This window comes from Winogradskyella sp. ABM4_392, from assembly GCF_056160445.1.
In genome coordinates this window covers 39,576-64,442 of record NZ_JBSWXE010000010.1, presented here as the reverse complement: position 1 = coordinate 64,442, position 24,867 = coordinate 39,576, and the positions used below count along the sequence as shown (strand labels likewise).

Genomic DNA, 24,867 nt, shown 5'->3' with positions numbered 1-24,867 from the left:
GGTCTGGCATTGGCATCCCGAACGGATAGTAATCTGTTTTACTTGTTAAAGATATAGCATTAGGCCCACTTTTCATAACTACGGCACGTACATTTCCTAAATGATCTGTTAACTGATAGGCATAAGTTCCTTTTTCTCTGTACTTAGGCTCATTATATAAAATACCTAAACGACTTGCCCCATATAAAGGGTATTCCTTTGCCTCTAACGGTTGACCATTACCTTCTTGATAAATAGCCATAGGAGTACCAGAAGCATCTCTTACATAAAATGTGGTTTGCGTATTGCTACCGTTATAGACTTCTTTACGAATGCGATGGCCTCTATCGTCATAGAAGAATGCAAGTTTATCTTCATTAGCAACTTGAAAAAGGATATTATCTACCTCTATTGTTTGAAATATTTTACTAAAATTAGATGGTAATAGCCCAGGATTTGCACCATCATTAACAACAGTTATCCTTAATTTAATCTTTTGCTTAGTTGGCGTAAAGGCAATATCTACATTATTAGCAATACGATTACAGAATAAAGCATTACTATTTGTAATATTTGTAGTGGCTAATACAGTTTCTGTTCCCGAACTAGAATATTCTAAGACTTCGACAAGAGCATTCGTTATGTTTATTGGCTGTGTTTGTGTTTCCCATACACTTGGGTCTGACGCATTAGTAACACGTTGCGTTTGCTCTTTTAATAATAATACATCAAGGCTTAATTTATGATAGGCGTTAGGCACTGTGTTAAATCTTGTAGAGGTACTATATGTATTATTTGGTGAGTGCTCATAGAAGTTAATCTGATGTCTGTTGTTATAAGATGCGTCTGAAGCAGAGTCAAAATTTGAACAATATAAAGGCAGGGCAATCAAATCGTTCGGGTCACCTGAATCATCCATTAATCTTGCTCTCATACATTCTTCATCTTCAAAATTTTCCTCTTGGTCTAATTGATCTACAAAAGCTATACGTCCATTATGACGCAGACCACCTTCTAAACTATTAAACCAAATTTCAGCAGTATTCCAACCGTTATTGCAAGTTACACCTTCATAATTTTCTTCAGCTAGAGTTAAATAGTTATCTGTATCAGAGCTAGAAAATCCTTTAATTTTGGTTACTAAGCCAGATGCGTTATACTCATAACCAATACTTTCTTGGGCATTTATAACTAATTGCCCTATGGAATTATAAGTATAGTTTTCATTGGTTACAATCAATTCAGGATTACCAAAAGGATCTTGACTTGTTTCAAGTTCAGCTTGGTTTTTTAGATCATTATATCGTGTTGGATCTGAGTTATCATTGCTATCCTCCACAGTAGTTAATTGATTGCTGTTGGTTTTATAATGATAAGTAAATGTATCCATAGCATTATCACCATTAGCATCTGTATAACCGTTTCTATTTAGAGTCTTAATATTTCCATTAGCATCATAACTGATATTATTAACATTATAATCACCAGAAGACGCTGAAGAACTGCTGTACTGTGCCTCTTTTAGCCAATTATTTTTATTGTATCCATAACTGTAAGTACTTGCTCCACCATTTTGATTTTGCCATTGTATGGCCTGAATATTTCCATTAAACTGATTTGAAGTAGAAGCTATTATGTTTGAAATCGGTGTTGGTGTTGATGGCCTTGTGTAGTCGTCTTGATGGTACTGTATAGTCATCCCAAAAACATCACTTATAAAACCATTAGCACCATCATTTCCAGGATCGTTATTTGAGTTTAAAGAAGGATGGTTTATAGCTTTTAATTGACCACTTAAATTGTAAACGTAGTCTATCCCTTGAAGGTTTTCAGCTAATTCTGTTCTTATGAGTTGACCTGTTTCATTGTATTTGTATGTGGCATGTAGAATAAAATTACTGTCATCGGTAGATGTCTCAACAGAAATTAATTGACCAGCATCATTATAATTGTAGCGATGAATAAAGCGTTCTGTTCTATTATATCTTTGGTAGTCAACTTCTGTGACTTGTCCAGTGACATCATCATAAACATAGTCTATGGTTTTTAAACAATCCATACCATTAGGCATTTGGACAAGCCATTTTACACGTCCATACACATCATAACTATACCAAGTAGCATTTGTACTAGGTTTAAGAGTATAGGTTTTAGAAACATTACCAGATAAAAAAGTTTGCTGATACGCTTTTTGAGGTAATCCACAATCAGCAAGTCTATCTTGCAATTCTTGATCTGGAACATCATATTCCGTAAAATGTTGCTCGTAGCAATTATTATCGTTTAACCCGTCTAATTCATCTATGATTCCTTCAAAAGGATTAGCAGGAGGGGCTTCAAGAACTTCATCTAGTAAGATATACGATACGCCATCTTCAGTATTCTTGAAAAGCGCTTTTGCAACTAAAGTTTGTGAATTGTTATTTGCGGAAGAATAAAATATATTTCCATTTAGTTTGTATTGTATTTCTGAAGAAGTACGATGAACACTATACTGCCCAGAAGGATCAAATGCTCCAAAATTTCGCGTAACCTCAACAGGATTACCAGTTGTTATATCAATTACTGTTTCTGTAACTAACTGCCCATCTTCCATTATATGTGTATGGTAAGTCACTGCTCCAGAAGTCTGATTAATCTTCGCAACTAAATTAATACCATAAGCCATTGGAAATATATCATCAACAACAAAATCAGAGTCTTTGTTACTTTCTACAAGTCCAACAATTACACTATAAAAGTCGTAAGATCTTTGTAAGCCTCTCCCATTAGAGACTGTTCTGTTTTCGTCTGTACTAACATTGGTACTGGTTTCATCATCACTAATTCCTGTATCATCTGGGTTAGTAATAATAACACCACCGCCATCACCTGGCCCACTACCGTCATCGGTTATATCGGGAATCATAGAATCAGAATAGTTTGGCCTAAACCTTAAAAATCCTTGACCAACAATCACTTCATTGGAGGCTAAACTACTTTGCCAAGAAGTGCTTTCTGATGCATTGTTTTTGTACCCGTAACCAAATATTCCCCAAAACCCACCTAACTCTATATTTTGGTTATGAATAGGTGTTATAGGACCTGAAATTTCAACTTCTTGTGGATCGTATGGAGTAGTACCATCTTCTGCCAATATAATATTTGGTATAAAAATATCACCTCCTCTATAAACACCGCTTTCAATAGGTCTCCCTAATCGGTCATAATTTGTATATGAGAACTCTTCTTTAAACTGTTGTTTAGTGTTTTGAGAAAAACGTATTTGACCATCTTTTCTATATGCAAAACGCGCCTCACCTTCATCAATATTTTTTGTAGATAATAGTTGACCTAACGAATTATATTTAAACTCACTATTAAAATCCTTCCCGTTTGGTTGCGTGGACTTCAATAGACGTCCAGCTTTGTCATAATAATTTAAACTATAATCATAATAATTTTGACAATGGTCAACAAAATAGTCTTTGTTTTCTAAATCAAAATATCCAGGTCTTTCATTAACACCAAACGAATAGTGTACTGGTAAGGCACCAAGATTGACATAAATACCGTATCGTAATTCAACTCTAAAAAATCCCTCATAAGGCAGGTTATGTGTACCAGGAGTTACTTCCATAACAACCTCTTCGGTAATCAAATCGTAGATGCGATAATAAATACCTTCAGGTAAGTTAGGATTTGTAGAAACCTCCCTTGCATATAATAATTCACCTACTTCTTGTTTTTTCTGTTGTTCGCTTTTACTAGAATTCTCAGGATTTGATTCATAAACCGCCATGCGATTTTGGTTGAAACAATCTTGAGTGTCTTCATCAGGGATTGCTATAATTTCATCACTGATAGTGAGATCATCACAATCAGAATTATTTCCACCATTATTGCCTCCCGTTGTACTTCCTGAATTTGTCGTTACACTAAATAGCCTAATGGATGTTGTACATCCTTTTGAAATATGTATATCTACCCAACCCTGTTCCCCTATTGAGATTTCATTGTTTTTTACGTTTGTTATGGTTCCTGTTTCTTCATTACCGCTTCTGGCAGCAGCAAGTACCTTACCATCACTATCAGAGAAGACAACAGTTTCTATACCATGCACATCACGATTTACTGTTTTAACAACTCTCCAATCTCTATAAACAATATCGTTAAATGCTGATACATAACTCAATTCTTCACTGGCCTTCATTGTAAAACTATAACTTTGAAGCCACTCACCATTTACCTTATTACCTCCTAGTACTTTTTTTACTCCGCCAGGATTAAGTCTACTAAATACAGTTCTTGAAAAAGGATATTGGGTAATATCTTGATAATCGTTATCGCTGTTAGTACTGTAATAATATCCTAGTGTATATTCATTTGTATTTGATATTGGTGTAGGATTATCTTCATACCCTTCAAAATGAAAGGTATTATATGGAGTATCTATACCAGAAAAATTTGCCATCACAAAATTTGGATTGTAACCAAAATCATAACCATGTGGCGCACTTAAAGTTTGTAGAGCAGGACGACCATTATAATCATAGAATATCTGAGAATTCCATACTTTATTTGTTAGTAAATCCCAAGATTGGTTTTGTGTTGGTTTGCCCAATGTATTGAAAAAACCTACATTTTTCCCAATCGTTTTACCAGTATAATCATAATTTATAGAACTAATCCAATTCTCATTATCCTGTGGAATAGGTGGTTGCTCTTGGGCCATTACAAATTGGAAAGACCAAACCAAAAAAATACTCAAAGTGTATGTGATTCTATTTTGCATGACCTAAGTTTTAACGTTTGTTTATGTTATATGTGTTTATTATTTTTCCGTTAGCATCCTTCTCTACAACATTTCCATTTTGAGCATATTCATAATGCTCTTCAGTAGTTGTAATTATTTTTGACGGATTACTTGCAGTAGTGCAATCTAAATAAATGTCCATTGGGTTAGACTGGTAAAAATCACCTGTTTCATTATCTAAAACACGATACTGAACAGTTTGGTAATTACTATAACCAGATTTACAGTAATTATTAGTAATATAATAGGGATCAGCACAGAACGTGTTTTTATCTCCCGTAACAGGCAGATAAGAAGACCAACTATTTGTTACATGATTAAATGTTCTATATGTATAGCTATAATTATCATGCATAGGCTTAATTACATATGGTCTCAAACTATAGATGTTTTCTTCACTACAACTATTATAGTTTGTAGATATTTCAATATCTGCCCACTTTTCTGTTGAAAGATGGAGTTTACACCCAGATTCTATAATTTCTTCACTAATAATAATTGGCTTTCCATCAGTATTTGGAATCATCGCTTCAACATGCCAAACTTTATCATAAGTTCCATTCTTTGACTCACAAGGTTTAATAGTAAATGGAACTTGTTGTAGAATATCACCTTCTATAAAATCTGAAAAAGTCTTAGATTCATAATCTACTAACCAACGCCATTTAATTGATGGTAATCCAAGCGACTGAAGATCTTGGTTTTCATCAATACATGGGTGATTTACAGAGAATGTTTGCACTAAACTACCTTCTTTAACTTGTTTAATTGTTGCTGAAAGCATCGTTTTATAATCAAACGGACAAGGTTCAACCGTTACAGTCATATTACCATTTTCATCTGGTGGAAGATCCTGACCATTATCATTACAGCACTTACACTCTTCTTGGTTCGGCCAATTTGCAATAACATCAGGGCCATCTTTGTAGTTGTAGCGATATTTATTTAATAATTTAAAACCACCATTAACTAAATCACTATCCTTTGAATTTGGATTTTCAATTTCTTGATACGTTTTGTAAAGACGCCCTGCTTTGTCATATACAAATTTCGTTGCCATATTATTAGCGCCTAATATATATGTTAATTCGTCAGTATCTTGATCATATACATAGCTATTCATAGAGCTGTATACTGGATGAATTCTAAAGTCATCTACATAAACAGATGTATTACTTGTAGTATTAATAACCCCATACTCTTGGATGCTATTATTCTCCTGAATATCAAAATAATGGTTTAACTGCACCCAATCGCAAGCAAAAACTGTTTCACCATTAAAGGATTCTGAAGCTGATCCCTTTTTAAATTTGAGTGATCTATAATTAGAAATACTAGCCCAAACTGAAAGCTTATATTTCCCACTACTCATTTGATCATGGTTTAAGTTGACAGTAACAGCATTATTAACATTCAATTTAGCCGAAAACTTTCCTGTATGTGCCATTTCGTTGCTTTGATAGGCTGCGCCATTAATTTCAGGATCTAGGTAATTATCCCCTTCTAAATACTCCATACCTGAGTAATGCATTTCATTTAAAGAAGCATTACCACTAGCAATAACCTTAGAGTAATTATCACTCATCTTAGAAGAAGCAAAATTGTCATTGATATCTTTTGTTTCAACTGGGCTAGACCACCTTGTGTATTCTGTAATTTCTGATGCCATTTGCCATTTGTCTGTTCCAATCCCTGTTGGCTCATTGTTTTCCCAATCAAAATAGTCATTGTATATTCTAACAGGAGTATTATAAGTTCCATTAACAGGGTCTACAGCATCTTTCCAAACAAAACTTTTATGCTTTCTCCATATCTTTTCTGAATCCAATGTAGGAGAGACTTTACTTCCATCTAGATTCCTGTAATCCCAGTCGTTTTTCCATGTTGTAATAGTTGCGTTAAGCGTGTTATTATTAATACTAGTTACCGTCATAGCTTCCTGAGTTAACATATGCTTATTATCCGGATGATCTACTTTTGAGCCCATTTGAGGATATTTTTTGTAAGCTGGTACTTTTTCATTAGTTATTTGTGTACCATCTGATAAAGTTGTACGAGTCATTAAATACTCTCCTGTTTTTGAATCTGGGAATAGATAGTCAGTTTTCACATTATGTCCGTTCGAAAGAACTTCACTAGACTCTTGAATTATAGGATACGTGATTTTTGTAGAAACATTTGCAAAGCGTTTCTTTAGGTTTAATGAAGATTCTCCTTCCAAGTATAAATTTTTAGTATAATTGACAAAAGCTGATATAGGTAGTGAATTTTCCTCATCTCCAAGATCACCAAACAGATTGTAATTATATTTAACCTTAGCATATCTGGCATGTAAATCATAAATAGATTTCATAGACAAAAATGACTCTTGAAGAGAACCTTGATTTGTGCTACCAAGTGCATCAAAACTTTTATAATTATTTTTCTTTTTTGAAATTACATGTCCAACAGAATTAAATTCAGTTTGATCTAACAAACTACCTATCATTGCTGTATTGTCATATAATTTCACATCAGCCCCTTGAGTACTGTGTGGTAAGTTGGATTCAGAGACTTCAGATTTGAAATGATTACCAATTGTTAAGTTCTTACTGAAAATGTTTATTGCAGGCTTTAGAACATCGAAATGGTATTGTGTTTTTCCTAGAGATTCACCATTCATACCAACTTGACTCATTGTTACATATTCATAGTTTACTTTAGGTCCAGGAAGTTCTGCTTGATATGTAACATATTTATATCCTCTAACGGGTGCGTAAGATGTAATTCCTGAAGATCTGTTTAATCCTGAATTTTCATACTTATAAGGGTGCTTATAATCATATTCAACTTTATAAAAATCCCCAGTACTTGAATAAGTAGCTATTGATTTTGCTCTTACACCACCACCTGTATCAGCAACAGGAATTTTATTCGCAATTAATCCATAACTCATAACATGTCGCTTACGGTTACTAGATCCTAATGATGAACAACCAGGATTAGTAGGTAATTCACCTCTTTCTTTTTCTTGATAATCATAAGTCGATGGACATGTGGAAGATTGCCATAATTCTTGCCCTATAAGAATATTTCCATTTTTCCAACCACTATTTGGTTTAAAAAACAATCCTCCATACCCTAAATCTTTGTCTACAAGGATTTCCAAATTATTGGACTGAACATCTAACACTCGAGGCATCTTATCATCATCTGTAATTTGATTTATATTTAAATTAAAGGCAGTCCCAAATCTATCACAATCATCAATTGCACTGCTGGTTTCAGTTCTTCTTCTAACCATCCATAAATCTAAACCTACCTTTTCATCTTTGTTAAAATAATCTGTTAAGTCAGGCCAAATTGGAAAGTCAGGACTATTCTTTACCGTAATAATATACTGTGTATCACTATAATTTTCCACCTTAAAGGTTAATCCCTCTGTCCAATAACGTCTTGCAAAGGCTTCAGTGTAATAATCATCTTCTTCGTATTCAATTCTAATCTCGCTACCCAATGGTGTTTTGATTGTGTTCATACTCCATAAATCTACATTGTCACGATCGTAGCCCCAAGCATCTTTACTACAGTTTTCATAGTCCATACAAGGTGTGTAATTTGTTGTCTCCCCTATATATTCAAATTCATAAGGAGGCATGTAGGACGTAGCATTTCTTCCTAGAAATTCAACCTCATTTAAAGTCAATCTTCCTTGCATACCATTGGTGGTATCTTCAGCCAATTTATAATCTTGATTAAGCTTAATAACTTTTAGTGCGTCATTATATATTGTATAGCCATTTGTGCCTAATTGTAGATCCTTATTGTCTAGTACATTATTTTGCATATTTATAGGATAGCTAATATCATCCATTGTATACCAGTCAACGGTTATGGGTATATTGGGATTGGACACCAAATTTCCATAGTTATTATCCAATTGAACATTATCATTTTCCGTTTTCACTAAAATAATTTCATCGAGTTTTAATGACTTTTGTTTAGGATAATACACATAATGGTCTCCTTCATATGATGGAAATCTATCTGGATGATAAGGATGAGCATTAGGTATCCCTATTTGTGAGCCTTCATTATCATCCCTGACTGACTTAACAAATAAAGCCGTGTGCGATCTTGTGACAATTTTATTTAAGTAGACCAATTGTTTTCTTCCCCAAGAATAATCTCTGGCAGCATTTGTTTTATCATAAACAAGGTTATTATACACATTTCCATCTTTATTTGGATTTTTCCAAACATAACCATCCGTCCAAGCACCATAGTCAAAACGTATCCAATAACCATAATCTCCTTCAGATGGATACTTAATTGAACTACCACTTGTTTTTACGTAATCTGGACCTGTTATTGCTGTTAATAACCAATGCGTTGCATATGGCTCTATTTTTCTTTGCTCATGGTAAAACTTGTGTTCTGAATAATTTTCAGGATGTTCTGGGTCAGAATCCGCTTTAGGTGTCAATTGCCTGTAAAACTCTTCGTAATGATAAACCGGTTGAGAATAATGATAGGTTTTACCATCTGCTGTGGTAATTCTATAAGCACCTATGCCGTGGTCCCTAGCTCCCTTTTGGGTTACTCTATTAAAATCTTTGGATTCTAAAAAATATCCACCATTATTATTTAAAATATTTATTTCCTTATTAGTTAAAGTTTCTATAAAGTTTGTGTTTTCAACCCTTCCAATTCGGTTATCGTGACTTCCATTAAAGAAATCATTAATATTATTAGCAGATGAAGAAACATTTGTATTTATTGTATTTTCATTAATTAATAAATTAGAATGTAATTGATGATCAAAATAAAAATGTAAATCGTTGTAACCGTTACCAAAACGTTTATTAAATCTTCTACTTGAATTGAAATGATGATTTACTACAGCACTTAATTTTTCATACTTTTTTACAATATTAGAATTTGCTATAAATCCACCCCAATCACCTTCTATAGCAACTGCTCCTTGAAGGCCAGGATTATTGCTTAATAGAGAAGCTGGATTAACTGAAACGCCATCTTTAATATCTAAAAGAAAATTACCTTCTGGTGTAACTTCATGTGTATCATACTCTAATTTATACCCCTTACCTATTAAATATGCATTTTCTAACAACCTTGGCTTCATTGAACCTGAAAGCCCCTGAGCATTAACCACATAACTATCATAAGCAGGATTAGAAAAAGAATGTTGATACTTCTCAAAAGTATCATCATAATCAATGATTTCTTTCTCAGACTCAGGTAACGGCTGATCATAAGAATCCATAAAATAGTCTCTATGGTGCTCTGTACTAATTGTATTGCTGTAAGTTACATCGTCAGCTGTTTTAGGATTATCATTAAGCTTGTTGTAATGAAGTGGCCCCCAAACTTTATTTAAATAAGTCTCATTTTTTGAATACTTAATCTTAGAGTATCCTAACTTTAGGAAAGTTTTTGGAGCTAGTGGAATTTTAACACCTACATTAAGTGTTGTTACATCTGGAGAAACAGATTGGTTTGAAGAATAACTTGCGCTTCCAATTCCACTACTTTGAGCATTTATTGATAAACCACTAGTTCCAAATGAAACACCTACTGAATCGCCATTTTTATTTCTGGAACTTAGTGATACATTTGCATTTCCATTGGTATCTGCTCCAACTCCAATTGTATTACTGCCTCTAGTAAGAGACACGCCAGCATTGGCACTCCATCCCTCTGTATTACTGTAGCCAACCCCAACAGATGCTGACATACCTGTTTTAGCATCAGAAATCGAAAGACTAACTGAACCACTTTGAGATCCATTAGAGTCCCAGGAATATCCCAATCCAATTTCTGCTTGAACTTTTTCACCAATTCCTAAGGAAATATTAATTGATTTTACTTCAAACTCATATTTATTCCTATTTCTGATAAGACCACCTGCCCAATCATCCGGATATCCATTAATAGTTCTGTTGATTACCCCAGGATTCAAATTCCATCCCAAACCAACCCAAGTTGCATCTTGATCATAAGCTATTCCGCCATGATATGCCAAAGTTATTGGATAGTTGCCTTCTGGTGAAGGCACATCTAAAAGCGGTAATACATAATTGACATCACCTGTTAATAAGCTAACCATATCCGTAGCGTCAACAGGTTCAAAAGACCCTGCTTCTGGGGCTTTTGGCCCATTATTACTTGCAAATAAATAATTATAGGGTAGTAATGACGGAACAAAAGTTACTATAAAAAATATGGCTATGACCTTATGCGAAAACTTCGATTTGTACTGCATATTCAAGAAATTAATTATTTAATATTTGTTGAAGGTTTATGTTGACTCTAAACGTTCCGCTCATGAGTTTTGAGCTGGAATCAGCAAGGACATCATTAAGAGAATAATCAAGAAATAGCTCAAGACCTATAAAGTTATTAACATCATATCCAAAACCTAAATTGACAGAAAAAAGCCCATTAAAATCGTTCAAAATCTCCAATTGATTCTCTTCTTCCTTAGAGCTAAGGAACAAAGCGTACTTAAGACCCGGCCTTAGATAGAACCCTTTGTTGTATTCGGAAAAACTCCATTTAAGCGATGGATTTAAAACTAAATAATTATGATTGACTATTAGTGGATTATTTTCATCTATAGAGAAATTAGATTTACGATTGTCAAATGCTAAACTACCATAGATCCCTAATTTATTACTTATCTTATAGTTTACAAATCCGCCTACATATAATCCAAGCTGACCTTCTGAGTAAGTGCCATAACCTTTATTTATCGGGTTTAATTCTAATATGAGTGACATACTAGTACCAACTTCAATACCATATGTTAAATCCTGTGACATCAATTTTAGACTTGAAAAGAGGGTAATTACAGCTATAATATAATACTTCATATTTACTCAAATATTAATTTTGGTTCATCATTTAATTTATCTGTATTAATTTTAAATTTTACCTCACCTGTACTAAGCCCTAAATCTTCAATGGTAAAGTTTAAGATATCCTGTTGTTTTAGTTTTTCGTGTTCCCTAGGATACACAAACATCATGGTCGTTGCCCTACTCATACCATACATCCTTGGATAGACATAATCTATCATCTCCAAAGTATCATTTGTTTGTGTGTATAAATGCACTTTTTCATGCATACCAAATGCTAATTGATTCACCATAGCCCCAAACTCATTTCTGTTTTTAGGTGCCGTACTCAATAGTTCTTGCCCGTTCTTACTCATACTTAAATTAAAGTATATGTAATGTTTATATTTTTCCCTTAGCTTAATTACACTATCAATTGGCATCTTGCTATTTCCTATTTCCTGCTTAACTAGTAAATCTGTCGGTCTATACATAAGACTAAAATCTACACCATTTATGGTTTTATACTGTTTATAGCCATTAGCTTCATCCTGCAAAAATTCTAGAAGTTGCTGTTCACTATCAAAGCTTTTTTGACTACAACTTAAGAAGAACATAAACATTGACGAAACACTTAAAATCGTCCACAAGTAATTACTCTTTGCCCCCAAACTCTGCATTCAATCCTTCTAAAATTTCGTCAGTTAAGTCTGTAACCTCATCAGCATACATGATATTTCCTCCACCACTCGCACCGAAAATAATTTTATAACCATGTTTTTTACCATATTCTCTTACATAGTCATTAATATCATTGATGACCGTTTGGGTAGCTTTTTTATCTTCCTCTTGGATTTGTTTCTGTATAGCTTGTTGATAATTGTTAATTTGCTGTTGTTTACTACCTAATAATTCTTGTTTAAGTTCTAATTCTTTCTTGGTCATCTGAGAACGTTCTTTTTCATAGAGCTTAAGTTCATTTTGCCAATTTACCATTAGACTATCTACATTAGCATTAAGTGTTTTCGACTTTGTCTCAAATTCCGTTCTTACAACTTTAGTTCTATCATAACCTTCCATAAGCTTATTGACATCTACATAAACTAGCTGAGAAGATGTTTGTAGGTAAAAAAAAGTAAAGACTGAAATAAATAAAGCAATGATTGCTAGTGGGAGGGAAAATTTATTCATAAAGATTGATTGTAAGTATATGCCTATAAAAGTATACAACACTTTACCAAAACACATTAAAAACAACCTTATAATATATAAGGGAACGCCTTATTTTTTATAAGGGTTACAGTAATAAAAATATTTATATATTTATAATCCCGTAAAACTAAATAGCTCATTAAAGAAAGTTTAAATTATTACACTATTTAATGAAACAAACAATCAAAGTATTACTTGTAGATGATCATTTAATCATACTTGATGCCTATAAAAATTCTTTAGATCAACTTAGCGAAGTAAATAAGGCGTTGCAATTCAAGGTAGATTATGCAAAAAACGGAGATTCTGCTCTATCAAAGTTTGAAAAAAATATGCCAACCAGCCCATATGATCTAGTTTTTTTAGATATTAGATTGCCTTCTGATAATTCGAAGATAACTTCTGGAGAAGAGTTGGCAATTAACTTCAAAAAATTAAACCCACCAACTAAGATCGTCATAATCTCTGGACATTATGATGCTCTTTTATTTCATAAGATTTTACAAAATTTAAATCCTGATGGATTACTCTTTAAAAGTGATGTTGGTATGGAAACCATTAGTGATGTTGTTTATAACACATTAAATAATATCCCTTTTTATAGTTCAACAATATTACAGTTACTACGAAAACACTATTCTAGCAATATAAATTTAGACCAAGTCGATAAGTTATTGCTTTATGAAATAGCAAAAGGAACTAAAACAAAAGATCTTAAAAATACCGTACCTTTATCGCAAGCTGGAATCGAAAGACGTAAGCGCTATCTAAAAGAGGTCTTTAAAACCCAAAAACAAGATGACGACGCTTTAATAAATTCTGCCATAAAAAATGGATTCTTGTAAAAGACACTCCCTTACAAAAAATAAGTTTAAACCTTACTTTTTGTAAGGTGTTTTGATCGAAGTCATTAATACATATTATTATATTAGTTACTTATTTCTTTGAATATGAAAGTAACTGGTTATAACCTTCAGGAAGTTCTAGTCGTATTGGTGATCATTGGTATATTGCTGCTTTTGGCTTTGCCAAATCTAATGCCTCTTATCAGTAAAGCAAAAAGTACAGAGGCACAATTACAATTGAGCCATATCTATAATTCACAAACAACATACAGGTATATGTACTCTAAATACTCACTAGATTTGAGCGAAATAGATTTTGAAGCACCAAAAACTGTTAATGAAGGAGGAAGAGCCAACTACAGGTATGAAATTCTGAGTGCTACAAATAACAGTTTTAAAGCAAGAGCGGAAGCAGTAACTGATTTTGATGGTGATGGTATCTTAAATGTTTGGGAAATCGATGAAAACGGTGCGCCAAAGCAAATCGTAAAGGATTAGTGATTACTGTAAAAATCATGTTGATTATGGCTTTGTTGATGGTATTTTATCAAGATATAAAAGAGCGATTGGTATACTGGTTTTTGTTCCCAATAATCGCCCTTTGTTCAGGTATATTATTTTACAACAATGTAATGCCCGAACTATTTAAAACCTCTCTCTTTATTAATGTATGCTTTGTAATCTTCTTGATATTTATAGTATTTGCATATTCAAAACTGAAGTTAAGGACATCCATTTCCGACACATTCGGTCTAGGTGATGGTTTATTATTTGTGGCATTAGCATTCACATTTTCAAGTATTTCATTTTTAGTCGTGTTTGTCTTTGGACTCATATTTTCCCTGATCATGCACCTGTTCTTAAAAAACAAGTCTGAACATAAAAACGTTCCATTAGCAGGTTATCTCAGTATGTTCTTTGCAATAACCTATATGGCATATTGGCTGGGTATTATAAAATCCGTTTACACGCTATAAGCTTGAAAGACAACTTTAACATACCAACGGATTTATTACAGCTTGTTTCGAGCGAACAAGCCTATCACTATAGGGTTGTTCCCATAGAGGCAAGAAACGGCACATTACATTTTAAGTCCGATCAAGTTTCAGAGGCTTTACAACAGGAACTGGAAATCGTACTCAATAAGAAAGTCCAACTTACCGAGGATAGTAGAGATAACATCCAACAGTATTTATCAGTAAATTTTAGGCAACGAAATAAAAACCAATCCGAAGACCTGCATTATAGTAGCGATTTTTTAGAGAAATTGTTGCTCACGGCCAAGGATATTGGTAGTAGTGATATCCACTTTGAACCCTATGAGCATAAATGTCGCGTACGTTTCCGATTGGATGGTAAACTTAAAGAGCAGTTTATTATTTCCTTGCAGGAATATCCTGTTATCGTCAATAAACTTAAAATTAAAGCAGGACTGGACATCTCTGAAAAGCGATTGCCCCAGGATGGAAGGATCACTGTTAACCCTTCGACAAGCTCAGGGCAAGTTACGGACGAGTTTGATATCCGCGTATCATCGTTACCAACGTTACATGGTGAAAAAATGGTACTGCGTATCCTGAGTAAGGACGCCAACCATATCAATCTGGAAGATCTAGGGTTTACGGAAACCGAACTGAAGACTTACAAGGAGACCGTTAAAAAGCCCAATGGCATTATTTTGATTTCTGGACCAACAGGTTCTGGGAAGACCACAACTTTATATGCCACCTTGAAGTTGTTGAATGACGACAAGACCAATATTCTGACCATAGAAGACCCAATAGAGTATACATTGGAAGGCATCAACCAAGTTCAGCTCAAGGAAAATATCGGACTCGATTTTGCAAGCACCTTGCGTACATTTTTACGTCAAGACCCGGACATTATCATGGTCGGTGAGATCAGGGATGCCAAAACCGCTAATATGGCCATTAGGGCTGCGCTCACAGGCCACTTAGTATTGTCCACTATCCATACCAATTCAGCTTGGGCAACGATATCGAGATTGGTCGATATGGGCATACCATCATTTTTAATTGCCAGCACACTTAATGTTAGCGTGGCGCAAAGGCTTGTCAGAAAGTTGTGCGATGACTGTAAAGAGGAAGTCAAAATTTCAAAAGATGTCTTCCCTTCGAGTTTTGAGATTCCAAAGGACTTAACCAAACATTATAAGGCTGTTGGGTGCAACAATTGTTATCATACAGGTTATCAAGGCAGAAAAGCCATCTATGAAATCATCCCAATAACAAAAACCCTTGTCGAACATATCAGACAAAACGATCTTGAGATCTATACCTATATCAAAAAGCATAAAATAGGCACCTTAAAGAGCAATGCCATTGAACTCATAAGACAGGGCGTAACATCAGTCGATGAAGTCTATGCACTGTTATCGGACTAAAAAATGAACATGAAGAAAATACTATATATACTTTTATTAAGTGTCAGCATCTCATTTGCTCAAGATGACGAAAGACAACGCATCAGTCAAATAAAGAACCAACTAGAAATCCTATCAACCGAAGTTTCAGGTTTGAATGATGTGTTTAAAACCGAAATCAACGCCACCGATCTCACATTGACAAATCTTCTTTTGGCTGTAGCAGATGTCCATAAGCTTAATATCAACCCATCACAGGAATTGAACAATCAAACCATATCGCCAAGTTTTCCGAATGTGATTGTCTCTGATCTATTGGTATTCCTGTGTAAGGAATATAGTCTTACTATAGATTTTACCGGTACGATTATGTCTGTAAAACGTTATACGAAGGTAATTGAACAGCCTGAAAAGCGTATTGTCCCAGTTGTTTACAATCCAAATGAGAGTACTATATCCATTGATGCCAAGGGAGATAAGCTTTATGACGTCTTTAAGCGCATTATGGATGAATCGGGTAAGAACCTAGTATTTTCTCCAGGCCTAGAAAACAAATTGATAACGGCCTACATACAACAAACGCCGTTTGATGCTGCCATGGATAATCTAGCGTTTGCAAATAACCTGTTTGTAGAACAATCCAAAGACGGGTTTTATGTTTTTGAGGATGCCAGTCCATCACTTTCCTCATCCGCCAATAACACAAACAACACTTCTGGACAACGACCATTGAGACGACGTAGTTCCAATTTTTTCTTTAGGATCAAAAATCTCGAAAAACAGTTATTGGAAGTCGATTTTGTAAACACACCTATTGCAGATATCATCAATGACATAGGCAATGAGCTCAATATCGATATATTTACCGCAACACCTTTGGATGAAGCTGGTACGGCGACCTTTAAGGCCAAATCGATTGGGTTTGATGAATTATTGACAAAGCTATTTGAATCCCAATCCATATCAAACAATATCAACGATACCAATCCAAACCAAAGCAGGAATCCTCAAAATAGCCAAACTTCTAAACGTTTTAGTTTTAAAAAGGAAGGCAATATCTACTTTTTTGGCACGGACAATCAATTGAGTATAAGAGAAATTGCCATTATCCATTTACAGCATCGTTCTGTTGAACTATTGGCAGACCCACAGGGCGGTTACAGTAGTAGAAGTGCTGGACGTAATTTTAATTCTGGATTTAGCAACAATTCTACATCTAATAATAGAAATTTTGATCAAGGAGGTAATAATTTTAATCCCAACAGAAACAGAGGTCAGCTGGACACCAATCAAACAGGAAATTTTAACTCCTATTCCAACCAAGCCGAAGCTTTGGTCAATATCCTACCCGATGAAATAAAACAAGATTTGGATATTAAAGTGGATTATGAACTCAATAGCTTTTATGTTAATGGTCCAAGCTCAAATATTGAACGCTTCAGATCATTTATTAATAAAATAGACAAACCTGTTCCCGTCGTTTTGATCGAGGTCATGATATTAGAAGTCAATAAAACATCAACTGTGGAAACTGGTGTGAGTTGGGGTATCGGTGATGAACCGACTACAACAAGAGGTGGAATCTATCCTGAGACCGATTTAACATTAGGTGCCAATACCGTCAATAGGATAATTGGTGGTTTTGATGGGTTTGGCTCTCTTAATATAGGTCGGGTGGTTCCCAACTTCTTTGCTACTATAAAAGCCATGGAGAGTAATGGGGATTTAAAAATCCGTTCCACACCAAAACTTTCAACATTGAATGGGCACCGTGCGACGTTTTCCAATGGACAGACCTCGTACTATACCATAACGGACCAAGCAGTCATCGGTTCCGATAATCCTGTTACACAAACAGCTATCAACTACGTACCTATTGATGCTGAGTTGGGTTTGACTATAAAACCTTTGGTCTCGGGCGACGGACAGGTCACCTTGGATATTTTTGTAGTACAGTCCAACTTTGGCAACCGTATTTCTGAGGATGCCCCACCAGATATCAATTCAAGGGAGTTCAGTTCCATTATTAGGGTTAAAGACCAAGATATTGTGGTATTGGGCGGATTGGAAGAACAATCTAGAAATAACTCTGGTTCTGGGGTTCCTTTCTTGGCGAGAATCCCTTTAATAAAATGGTTATTTAGCAAACGTGTAAGAGAAGGTCGAAAAGCTAAGTTAACTGTTCTCATCAAGCCAACCGTAATTGATGATTAATGCTCGATAAGTTCAAGACATATGTTAAATTTGGAAACCGTTTTTGTGGTGTAGAACATACAACAAAAAATGGACAAGATTGTATTAATGTTACGGTACTAAAGCAATCCAAAAAAGAGTTAGTGATTGAAGAGTGCTTTGAGGATGATTCTGTTTCAAAGCTACCCAAGCACAAACCGATTTATCTTGTTATAAACAATAGCAAAATATTGACAAAGAGCATTGAAAGTAATCAAAGTGATGCTCTTAAGTTAGTTTACAAAGCCTTTCCTAATATCAATTTGGATGAGTTCTTTTATGAGGTCTTATCCCAAACTGATACCCATTTTATAGCACTATGCCGTAAGAATGATGTTGAGAACATAATTAAAAAGTATAAGGATGTAAAAATTCCTGTCCTTAATTTTTCTCTTGGAAATTCATTGATAAGTAGTCTTAAAGGTTTTATTAATCAAGATTATGTTTTTAGTTCCAATGCAAGAGTAGATATCCAAGATGGTAATGTAATTAAAATTGAAAAGAGAGAAACAAAATCAAAAACATATCATATCAATGGTTTAGAAGTTTCCAGTCTGTATTTATTATCGTTTTTGGGTGCTCTACAGATGGTATTGGGAAATAATGAATCCGTAACAAATTATAGTATTCGCAGTGAGGATCTAGTGAGTGATTTTAAGCAAACACGATTCTTTAATTTGTTTTTAAAGGCAGGTGGACTGTTTATTCTAGGACTACTATTGATTAATTTCTTCTTTTTTAATCATTATTTCAACCAAGTTAATGAATTAAGGCAACTTTCCGAAGTTAACCAATCCACTAAAAACCAGATTTTAACGTTAGATGGGACGGTCTCAAAAAAGCAAAAAATGGTGGATGACCTGTTAAAAAGTAATGGCTCCAGAACTTCATACTACGCAGACAGAATTATTCAAAGTATACCAAAATCCATATTACTCTCAGAGCTTAATTATCAACCCCTTTCAAAGCGCATTAAATCAAACAAAGAAATTGAACTTAAAAAAAATGTTATTGTAGTATCAGGTGAATCCAATGACAGTGAGGCATTTTCAGATTGGGTGAGTGTTTTGGAACAGAAGGATTGGATTGCACGTGTTGATGTTTTGGTTTATGGAAGTGCGTCTTCAAAAGTCTCCTATTTTAAAATTGAAATTGTTTTAGAAGATGAACAATAAGCAGAAAAATATAATATTGTTTGTTGGATTTATCGCAGTTCTTTACATCTGCCACCTACTTGCTGTAAGTAAAACACTTGAGCAAAAAGAGCAATACAATACCTTATCAAAAGAAGTTGTACTATCCAAAAACGCACCTAAGCAATTATCGTTGCTCAAACAAAAGGAGATATATTATGATTCTCTTTTGACGAAATATCAGTTGGACGGATCGTCTATACAGAACAACCTATTAAAGGTTATTAATTCTTATGCAGACGCTAATAACTTAAAAGTTGTAAGCTTTTTAGAACCTCATGTAATTTCTCAAAACGATCTTTCAATCAAAACCTATGATTTTACTTTAGAAGGTCTATATGATGACATCAATAAGCTTATATACCAATTAGAACAGCAAACCAAGTTTGGTGAAATAGTTAATCTCCATTTTGAGAAAAAGAAGAACTTTAGAACTGGGAGATATTATTTACAAGCTCGAGTTTTATTGAAAAGTTTTGGTTGATTTTCGTGAAAATTATTCTAGCTATTTATTAGCCTAAAAATTTTGCATTATAGATTTTTTTCGATTCTCATTTTTATGTTTATTTAAGCTCTCTAGAAAAATTCAGATTACAGAAGTTAAAAATTAAGTAGGATACATAAAGTATGCCTACTTTATTTATGGGCTTTTCAGTTAAAATGGCACAGAAACAGGACAATTACTTTTAACTTAAAACAAATCATTCAAGAGATATTTCTAAACGGACTATTTTCAATATCCTTATAATGGGCAAAATGAAGAATCTTATTTGTTCCAATGCCCTCATTAATTTTTACATTTTGACCACAGAAATAGCACGAGAAAATTGAACTTCTTATACCCTTAAAAACTTGTTGTAACTTTAATCTATAATCCCAAATTTCATTTTCCGGCCTGGAAAAAAAATCATCCGACAAAATTTCAATTCCTTTCTCTCAGTCAAGAACGGACTTAATAGTTCTTTTTTTAGATTTTATTGCCATTATGAATCTATAATCGAATCTTAAACAACATCCTTCATGCTTATATTATCATGGCTTAATCTAAATTTATCATACTTATATCTTATGAATTTAGAGTACCTATCCTCATGTGTTGAGAGGATTATCTGTTGATCTGAAAAATTATGTTTTAATACTTCAACTAAAGAATGTGTATTTATTTCATCAAGAGTTTGTAGAGGGTCATCTATTAATAGAGTGCCAAACTTAGAAGTATTATATACTTTATTTAAAACTAACATAAGTGAGATCACTGTTGCTGATAATTGCCCTGAACTTAAAGTATATGAAACTTCTTGGTCTTTATCAATTGGTCTAATTCGAACTTGAGAATCGACCTTATCAGTTTCTAAATCAAACACAAGACCTGTTCCCAAAGAATGTTCTTGTAGAATTTTTCCTGTATATATATAAAATGGAATACTAATATTATCAATAATACTCTTGGTGTAGTTCTTAATTTGAGAATCAAACGAGTCCTTAATTTTGCCAATCTTATTTCTTAACTCATTTAATTTTATCTGTTTATCTGATATATTCTTCAGGCTTTTATTAATTGAATTATAGTATTGATATAAGATGTACTTCCTTTTGTTATTGATATTCTCATCATCAATGATTTTTATCTTATCGATTTTACTATCAAAATAGAGGTCAAAATCTTCGTTTAATTGAGAAACATTAATGTCACTATCAATGATTGGTGTATTTTCTTCTATAATCCCTGTAATAGCGTGAATTACTTCATCCCCATTTGGGATTTCTTTTTTATTTATTAAAGCAATTATACTTTCTCTTATTTTTTCGCCAAATAGATACAAAAAAGTCTGAATTTCATTTTTAAAAGTAACCTCACGTTGACTAATCAAAGCATATCTTTCACTTGAAATCAATTTAGTTATAGCTATCTTAACTCTTTCATTGTCTTCAGTTAAGTATTCCTTTATTTTATTTAAAAAATTCTGTTTTAGCTGTTTCTTGGCCTCTTCTAAAGTTTTATTTGATTCATTGTACTCTTTAAAAATCTTATCTGCTGTTAGATTGGTTCTTTCTAAAAGCATTTCTATAGTTTCCCAGTCATAACCGCATGTTGGACATTCACTATCCTTTAAATTTATATATTCTAAATTCTCCTTAGTATATTCAGATAAGTCGGATCTTTTCTCCTTAAGAGTCTCTAAAATTTGAGATTTAATAGTAAGGTTATCCCTTAAACTTATGATAAGAGTAATCGAGGTTTTATAGAACTCCATGTCACCATCAAATTCCTTTAATTCTTGAAGAACCTTTATTGTGTTTTCTTCAATTAAAAAATTATAGTTTAATTCTTCAATACTCTTTAAAATCTCAAGGTTTAAATTCAGCTTTCTTCGAAGTGTTTCCCTTTCAGCATTTTCCTTTTCAAGTAATTCCGCATTTTGAAATGACCAATAAAAATCTATTAAGTTTTTAAGAAAGTTATTCCCTTTGAATTTTGAAATAACCCTAAGAAATAGAATATCTGACAGTATTTTTTTGTTATTCAATAAATTACCTACTCTATCTATTTCGTTTAACCAAGAATTTCTGTCATCTAGGTTATTAATTTCAACATTTTTCTTATCCCAGATAAATTCCTTATCCTCAATTAAATTTAAGTAATCTACTTCTTCAGGTTTATCAGAAATTTGAGATTGGTTTTCTATTTCTATACTTTTCCTTTGCCTATCTAAAGAGTTTATTAAATCGGTTAATTTTCGATAGAAAGAATCAACTTTATCTTTCTGTGCCAACTCTTTTTGCACCCCTAATAATGAAGCTAATTCTCTATACTTTTCTTTCGGGTTCTTCTTTAGAAAAAAGGTATTTTCATCTTGTTCAACATAATTGAGAACATTAAATAATTTCGATAAATTCGAATATTCAAGAATTTCTTCTAAATCAGAAATTTCTTTTTCTTCATTATTAATATATAGTTTTGATGTTTTAAAAATTTGTCTAATATTATTATCTCTTGACTTATATTGAATAGCAGAATCAAATATTCTTTTTATCTCAATACTATCTTCCCCATTATTAAGAGTTAACTCTATAGAAATAGGTTTTGCTTCAACCTTATGAATAGGACTATTTGAATAACTATAACCTTTATTAATATTCTCGTCATATTCTATTCTTCTTGGTGTTTGAGTAAAGAGTATTTCTATAGCATCAAATGCCGTTGTTTTACCATAACCATTAGGTCCGTCAAAAACTATCAAATTTCTCCCACTAAAGTCGAAATCTGCTGAATCTAGACATTTAAAGTTGTCTACTTTTAACTTTGATATTTTAAAAATTCTACTGTTCCTCATCTTCCATAAGATTATGTAGATTTATAAAATTTTCGATATTCGAACTATCCATAAATTCTTTATTTATAACTTCCAGTAATTTCAACTGAGCTTCATCTAGCTCTTCTGAAATTGCATCACTCAAATCATATAAACTTTGTCTATCAGTACTTTGTGGGTTATAATTTAAAAATGGAATCTTTATAAATAGCTTTAACAATAAACGATACCAATGATTATTATCTGATTTAAGTATTTCGCTATGTTCAATTGCCAACCTATTTAGTTCCTCAACAATAGAATTTTGATTTAGAATCATCTGATTTAAATTCAAAAATTCTTCTTGTTTATAAGTAAGAATATACTTTTTTGATAAAATGTAATTTTCTTCTATTTGATGAAGGTGTGATATTTCACTATCACTTTTACCCGTGATATCTAACAATAATATAAGTGAAAGGTTATTATCAATAAACCTTTCTTTATATTCAAAAAGAGGTTCTTTTTTTAAATCCTTTACTGTAGAGTTAAGAAGATACTCAATATTACCAGCCTCTACAGAGAGTTTGAGTAATTTGTCATAATCAGTAAATTGAAATAGAAAAAAATCCTCTTTTTCACTATAATTGGCAAATACAAAATCGAACTCGTTAAATGAGATTTCTTTACTCTCTAAAGCAAGATTAGAAGCAATATTATTAATCAATTCTTTCATTCATTTAAATCATTAATTGTTTGGTCAATACTTTTAAATCCAAATAGGTTATTCTCATCTTCTGGAGAAATAGTAACATTAATTAAATACTCATTTTTAATTTCTTCCTTAGATATATTTAAATGTCTAGTAACATAGTAATCTGTATCCTTTGAGACGGTATTTTTATAAACTTGTTCACAATGCTTTTGTAACAATACTTTTTGAGAACTCATTTCGCAATCAAATTCTTTACTATTTGTTGTAAGTTGATAATGCTCAACCACATCCTCATTTAGTACTTTCATAAAATGCATAGTTTTAGGGTTTAATTTAGCTTGGACTTCTTTAATAGCCTTTACTATAACACTTTGAATAGCCGTATCATCAAGGAAAATCAAAGAAGAACCTCTTAAATCTTTATTATCCAAAATACTGTGTGGGGTTAAGTGGTCGTTTATTAATCTTTTTAAATCACTTGTAGGGAGAGTTTGTAAAATAGATAAGCATTCTTGAAGTTTATCATGCATTTCCTTTTCTCTTTGTATCTCTAAATCAAAAAAATCAACTTCTAGAGCAACTTGTTGAAGAAAAGTCTTTATTATGAAATACCATGCAATTTCTTCATTATAAACTTCTGGAGCACTATTTAACCAACCTATGATATCAGAAAACAAAACTGTTCTAATATTACCAGTCCTGTGTCTTTCTTTTACATAATTAGATATAATCTGACAACAGTAAATTCTCTTTATCTCTATATCATCATCTGTAATTTCTTGACCATCAAAAAATGTTTTAATTGCATCATCGATCTTACTATTAATATTCTCCAATGAATATTCTCCTGAAATAATATTCGTTGCGACCTTATCATAATGTTGTTCACCCTCAAATTTTTCTAAATCAATTTCATTTAATTGTAAATACAAATAATTCCTTTCTGAATTATCTGGAAATCTATTCATCATATCATTCCATGCCTTCTTATATTTCGTATAGTGATGTGCAGTATAAGCCTTAACTTGAAATACTTGGAAGTCATTTGTTGTTAATGAGAAATCTTCATCTTCTTCAAGTTTTAAGCAATAATTATCCTCTAAATCTTCACCTAACTCATTAACTGTTTCAATAGCCTTACATAAAGCAACTTCTCCCTGAAATATATATCCTGACCAACTAGGCGTAGCGTCTTGGGCTCCTGACATGTTTTAAATTTTAAAAATAAAGAATCTACTGAACAGTTTGTTCAGGTTCAATTTGTTATTAATTGTAACTTAAGGGAGGATAGGGTACTTAATAGAGGGGTATTTCCTCGAATAAGCATAATGCAATATATTAAAAATATAAGGTTAAACTTTAATCTATTTTAACTTATCTA

General features: G+C 32.9%; 16 protein-coding genes. 6 read left to right on the top strand and 10 right to left on the bottom strand.

The genetic code is table 11. The features are described 5' to 3' along the window. From ACXAFS_RS15160 to ACXAFS_RS15140, 5 genes are all read right to left on the bottom strand, one after another. Positions 1–4,753 (bottom strand): RHS repeat domain-containing protein (locus ACXAFS_RS15160; protein WP_475308018.1); only part of this gene is annotated, 4,753 nt, incomplete at its 3' end. A 10-nt stretch (positions 4,754–4,763) separates the two neighbouring features. Next, positions 4,764–11,039 carry a hypothetical protein gene (locus tag ACXAFS_RS15155; protein ID WP_475308017.1) on the bottom strand — a complete coding sequence of 2,092 codons (6,276 nt, stop codon included), beginning with the start codon at positions 11,037–11,039 and terminating at the stop codon, positions 4,764–4,766. Positions 11,040–11,049: 10 nt separating this feature from the next. Further along, positions 11,050–11,598, bottom strand: coding sequence for an outer membrane beta-barrel protein (locus ACXAFS_RS15150; RefSeq protein WP_475308015.1), 549 nt, complete (start codon positions 11,596–11,598; stop codon positions 11,050–11,052). Between the two features lie 53 nt (positions 11,599–11,651). Continuing rightward, positions 11,652–12,236 carry a hypothetical protein gene (locus ACXAFS_RS15145; RefSeq protein ID WP_475308014.1) on the bottom strand — a complete coding sequence of 195 codons (585 nt, stop codon included), beginning with the start codon at positions 12,234–12,236 and terminating at the stop codon, positions 11,652–11,654. 31 nt (positions 12,237–12,267) lie between these two features. Beyond that, on the bottom strand, positions 12,268–12,804 hold the full coding sequence (locus ACXAFS_RS15140; protein WP_475308013.1) for an OmpH/Skp family outer membrane protein: 537 nt from the start codon (positions 12,802–12,804) through the stop codon (positions 12,268–12,270). A gap of 191 nt (positions 12,805–12,995) precedes the next feature. On the opposite strand from ACXAFS_RS15140, the gene ACXAFS_RS15135 reads away from it, so the two are divergent. Together ACXAFS_RS15135 and ACXAFS_RS15130 are read left to right on the top strand one after the other, a co-directional pair. Continuing rightward, positions 12,996–13,670, top strand: a complete 675-nt coding sequence (locus ACXAFS_RS15135) for a response regulator transcription factor (protein WP_475308012.1) — start codon at positions 12,996–12,998, stop codon at positions 13,668–13,670. 105 nt (positions 13,671–13,775) lie between these two features. Further along, the gene (locus ACXAFS_RS15130) at positions 13,776–14,168 is read left to right on the top strand and encodes a prepilin-type N-terminal cleavage/methylation domain-containing protein (protein WP_475308010.1); all 393 of its coding nucleotides are present in this window, start codon (positions 13,776–13,778) and stop codon (positions 14,166–14,168) included. A 121-nt stretch (positions 14,169–14,289) separates the two neighbouring features. On the opposite strand, the gene ACXAFS_RS15125 is transcribed toward ACXAFS_RS15130, so the two are convergent. Continuing rightward, on the bottom strand, positions 14,290–14,505 hold the full coding sequence (locus tag ACXAFS_RS15125; RefSeq protein WP_475308009.1) for a hypothetical protein: 216 nt from the start codon (positions 14,503–14,505) through the stop codon (positions 14,290–14,292). A 138-nt stretch (positions 14,506–14,643) separates the two neighbouring features. Here ACXAFS_RS15125 and ACXAFS_RS15120 point away from each other — a divergent pair, with 138 nt between their 5' ends. The 4 genes from ACXAFS_RS15120 to ACXAFS_RS15105 are packed head-to-tail and all read left to right on the top strand — an operon-like array spanning position 14,644 to position 19,962. Further along, entirely contained in the window at positions 14,644–16,074 is a 1,431-nt protein-coding gene (locus ACXAFS_RS15120) for a GspE/PulE family protein (protein WP_475308022.1), read from the top strand. 9 nt (positions 16,075–16,083) lie between these two features. After that, complete coding sequence (locus ACXAFS_RS15115; protein WP_475308008.1) at positions 16,084–18,267, top strand: type II secretion system protein GspD; 2,184 nt, start codon at positions 16,084–16,086, stop codon at positions 18,265–18,267. Next, positions 18,267–19,460: a hypothetical protein gene (locus tag ACXAFS_RS15110; RefSeq protein WP_475308006.1), complete on the top strand. Its 1,194-nt coding sequence runs from the start codon at positions 18,267–18,269 to the stop codon at positions 19,458–19,460. Before ACXAFS_RS15115 ends, ACXAFS_RS15110 begins: the two co-directional genes overlap by 1 nt. Continuing rightward, entirely contained in the window at positions 19,450–19,962 is a 513-nt protein-coding gene (locus ACXAFS_RS15105) for a hypothetical protein (RefSeq protein WP_475308005.1), read from the top strand. The genes ACXAFS_RS15110 and ACXAFS_RS15105 overlap by 11 nt, the downstream gene beginning before the upstream one ends. 221 nt (positions 19,963–20,183) lie before the next feature. On the opposite strand, the gene ACXAFS_RS15100 is transcribed toward ACXAFS_RS15105, so the two are convergent. The 4 genes from ACXAFS_RS15100 to ACXAFS_RS15085 all read right to left on the bottom strand — a co-directional run bounded on the left by ACXAFS_RS15100 (position 20,184) and on the right by ACXAFS_RS15085 (position 24,694). Further along, positions 20,184–20,396 carry a DUF7830 domain-containing protein gene (locus tag ACXAFS_RS15100; RefSeq protein ID WP_475308004.1) on the bottom strand — a complete coding sequence of 71 codons (213 nt, stop codon included), beginning with the start codon at positions 20,394–20,396 and terminating at the stop codon, positions 20,184–20,186. A gap of 86 nt (positions 20,397–20,482) precedes the next feature. Beyond that, the gene (locus tag ACXAFS_RS15095) at positions 20,483–22,813 is read right to left on the bottom strand and encodes an AAA family ATPase (protein WP_475308002.1); all 2,331 of its coding nucleotides are present in this window, start codon (positions 22,811–22,813) and stop codon (positions 20,483–20,485) included. Then, a complete protein-coding gene (locus ACXAFS_RS15090; RefSeq protein ID WP_475308001.1) occupies positions 22,800–23,507 on the bottom strand; it encodes a hypothetical protein in 708 nt (235 codons plus the stop codon). The genes ACXAFS_RS15095 and ACXAFS_RS15090 overlap by 14 nt, the downstream gene beginning before the upstream one ends. After that, positions 23,504–24,694, bottom strand: a complete 1,191-nt coding sequence (locus ACXAFS_RS15085; protein WP_475307999.1) for a hypothetical protein — start codon at positions 24,692–24,694, stop codon at positions 23,504–23,506. Before ACXAFS_RS15085 ends, ACXAFS_RS15090 begins: the two co-directional genes overlap by 4 nt. Between the last annotated feature and the right edge of the window lie 173 nt (positions 24,695–24,867).

What these genes read in the sequence shown, in the direction of transcription:
- ACXAFS_RS15155 (WP_475308017.1), bottom strand. Translation starts at nt 11,039, where the DNA reads ATGCAGTACAAATCGAAGTTTTCGCATAAGGTCATAGCCATATTTTTT.
- ACXAFS_RS15150 (WP_475308015.1), bottom strand. Translation starts at nt 11,598, where the DNA reads ATGTCACAGGATTTAACATATGGTATTGAAGTTGGTACTAGTATGTCA.
- ACXAFS_RS15145 (WP_475308014.1), bottom strand. Translation starts at nt 12,236, where the DNA reads ATGTTTATGTTCTTCTTAAGTTGTAGTCAAAAAAGCTTTGATAGTGAA.
- ACXAFS_RS15140 (WP_475308013.1), bottom strand. Translation starts at nt 12,804, where the DNA reads ATGAATAAATTTTCCCTCCCACTAGCAATCATTGCTTTATTTATTTCA.
- ACXAFS_RS15135 (WP_475308012.1), top strand. Translation starts at nt 12,996, where the DNA reads ATGAAACAAACAATCAAAGTATTACTTGTAGATGATCATTTAATCATA.
- ACXAFS_RS15130 (WP_475308010.1), top strand. Translation starts at nt 13,776, where the DNA reads ATGAAAGTAACTGGTTATAACCTTCAGGAAGTTCTAGTCGTATTGGTG.
- ACXAFS_RS15125 (WP_475308009.1), bottom strand. Translation starts at nt 14,505, where the DNA reads ATGAGTCCAAAGACAAACACGACTAAAAATGAAATACTTGAAAATGTG.
- ACXAFS_RS15115 (WP_475308008.1), top strand. Translation starts at nt 16,084, where the DNA reads ATGAAGAAAATACTATATATACTTTTATTAAGTGTCAGCATCTCATTT.
- ACXAFS_RS15110 (WP_475308006.1), top strand. Translation starts at nt 18,267, where the DNA reads ATGCTCGATAAGTTCAAGACATATGTTAAATTTGGAAACCGTTTTTGT.
- ACXAFS_RS15105 (WP_475308005.1), top strand. Translation starts at nt 19,450, where the DNA reads ATGAACAATAAGCAGAAAAATATAATATTGTTTGTTGGATTTATCGCA.
- ACXAFS_RS15095 (WP_475308002.1), bottom strand. Translation starts at nt 22,813, where the DNA reads ATGAGGAACAGTAGAATTTTTAAAATATCAAAGTTAAAAGTAGACAAC.
- ACXAFS_RS15090 (WP_475308001.1), bottom strand. Translation starts at nt 23,507, where the DNA reads ATGAAAGAATTGATTAATAATATTGCTTCTAATCTTGCTTTAGAGAGT.
- ACXAFS_RS15085 (WP_475307999.1), bottom strand. Translation starts at nt 24,694, where the DNA reads ATGTCAGGAGCCCAAGACGCTACGCCTAGTTGGTCAGGATATATATTT.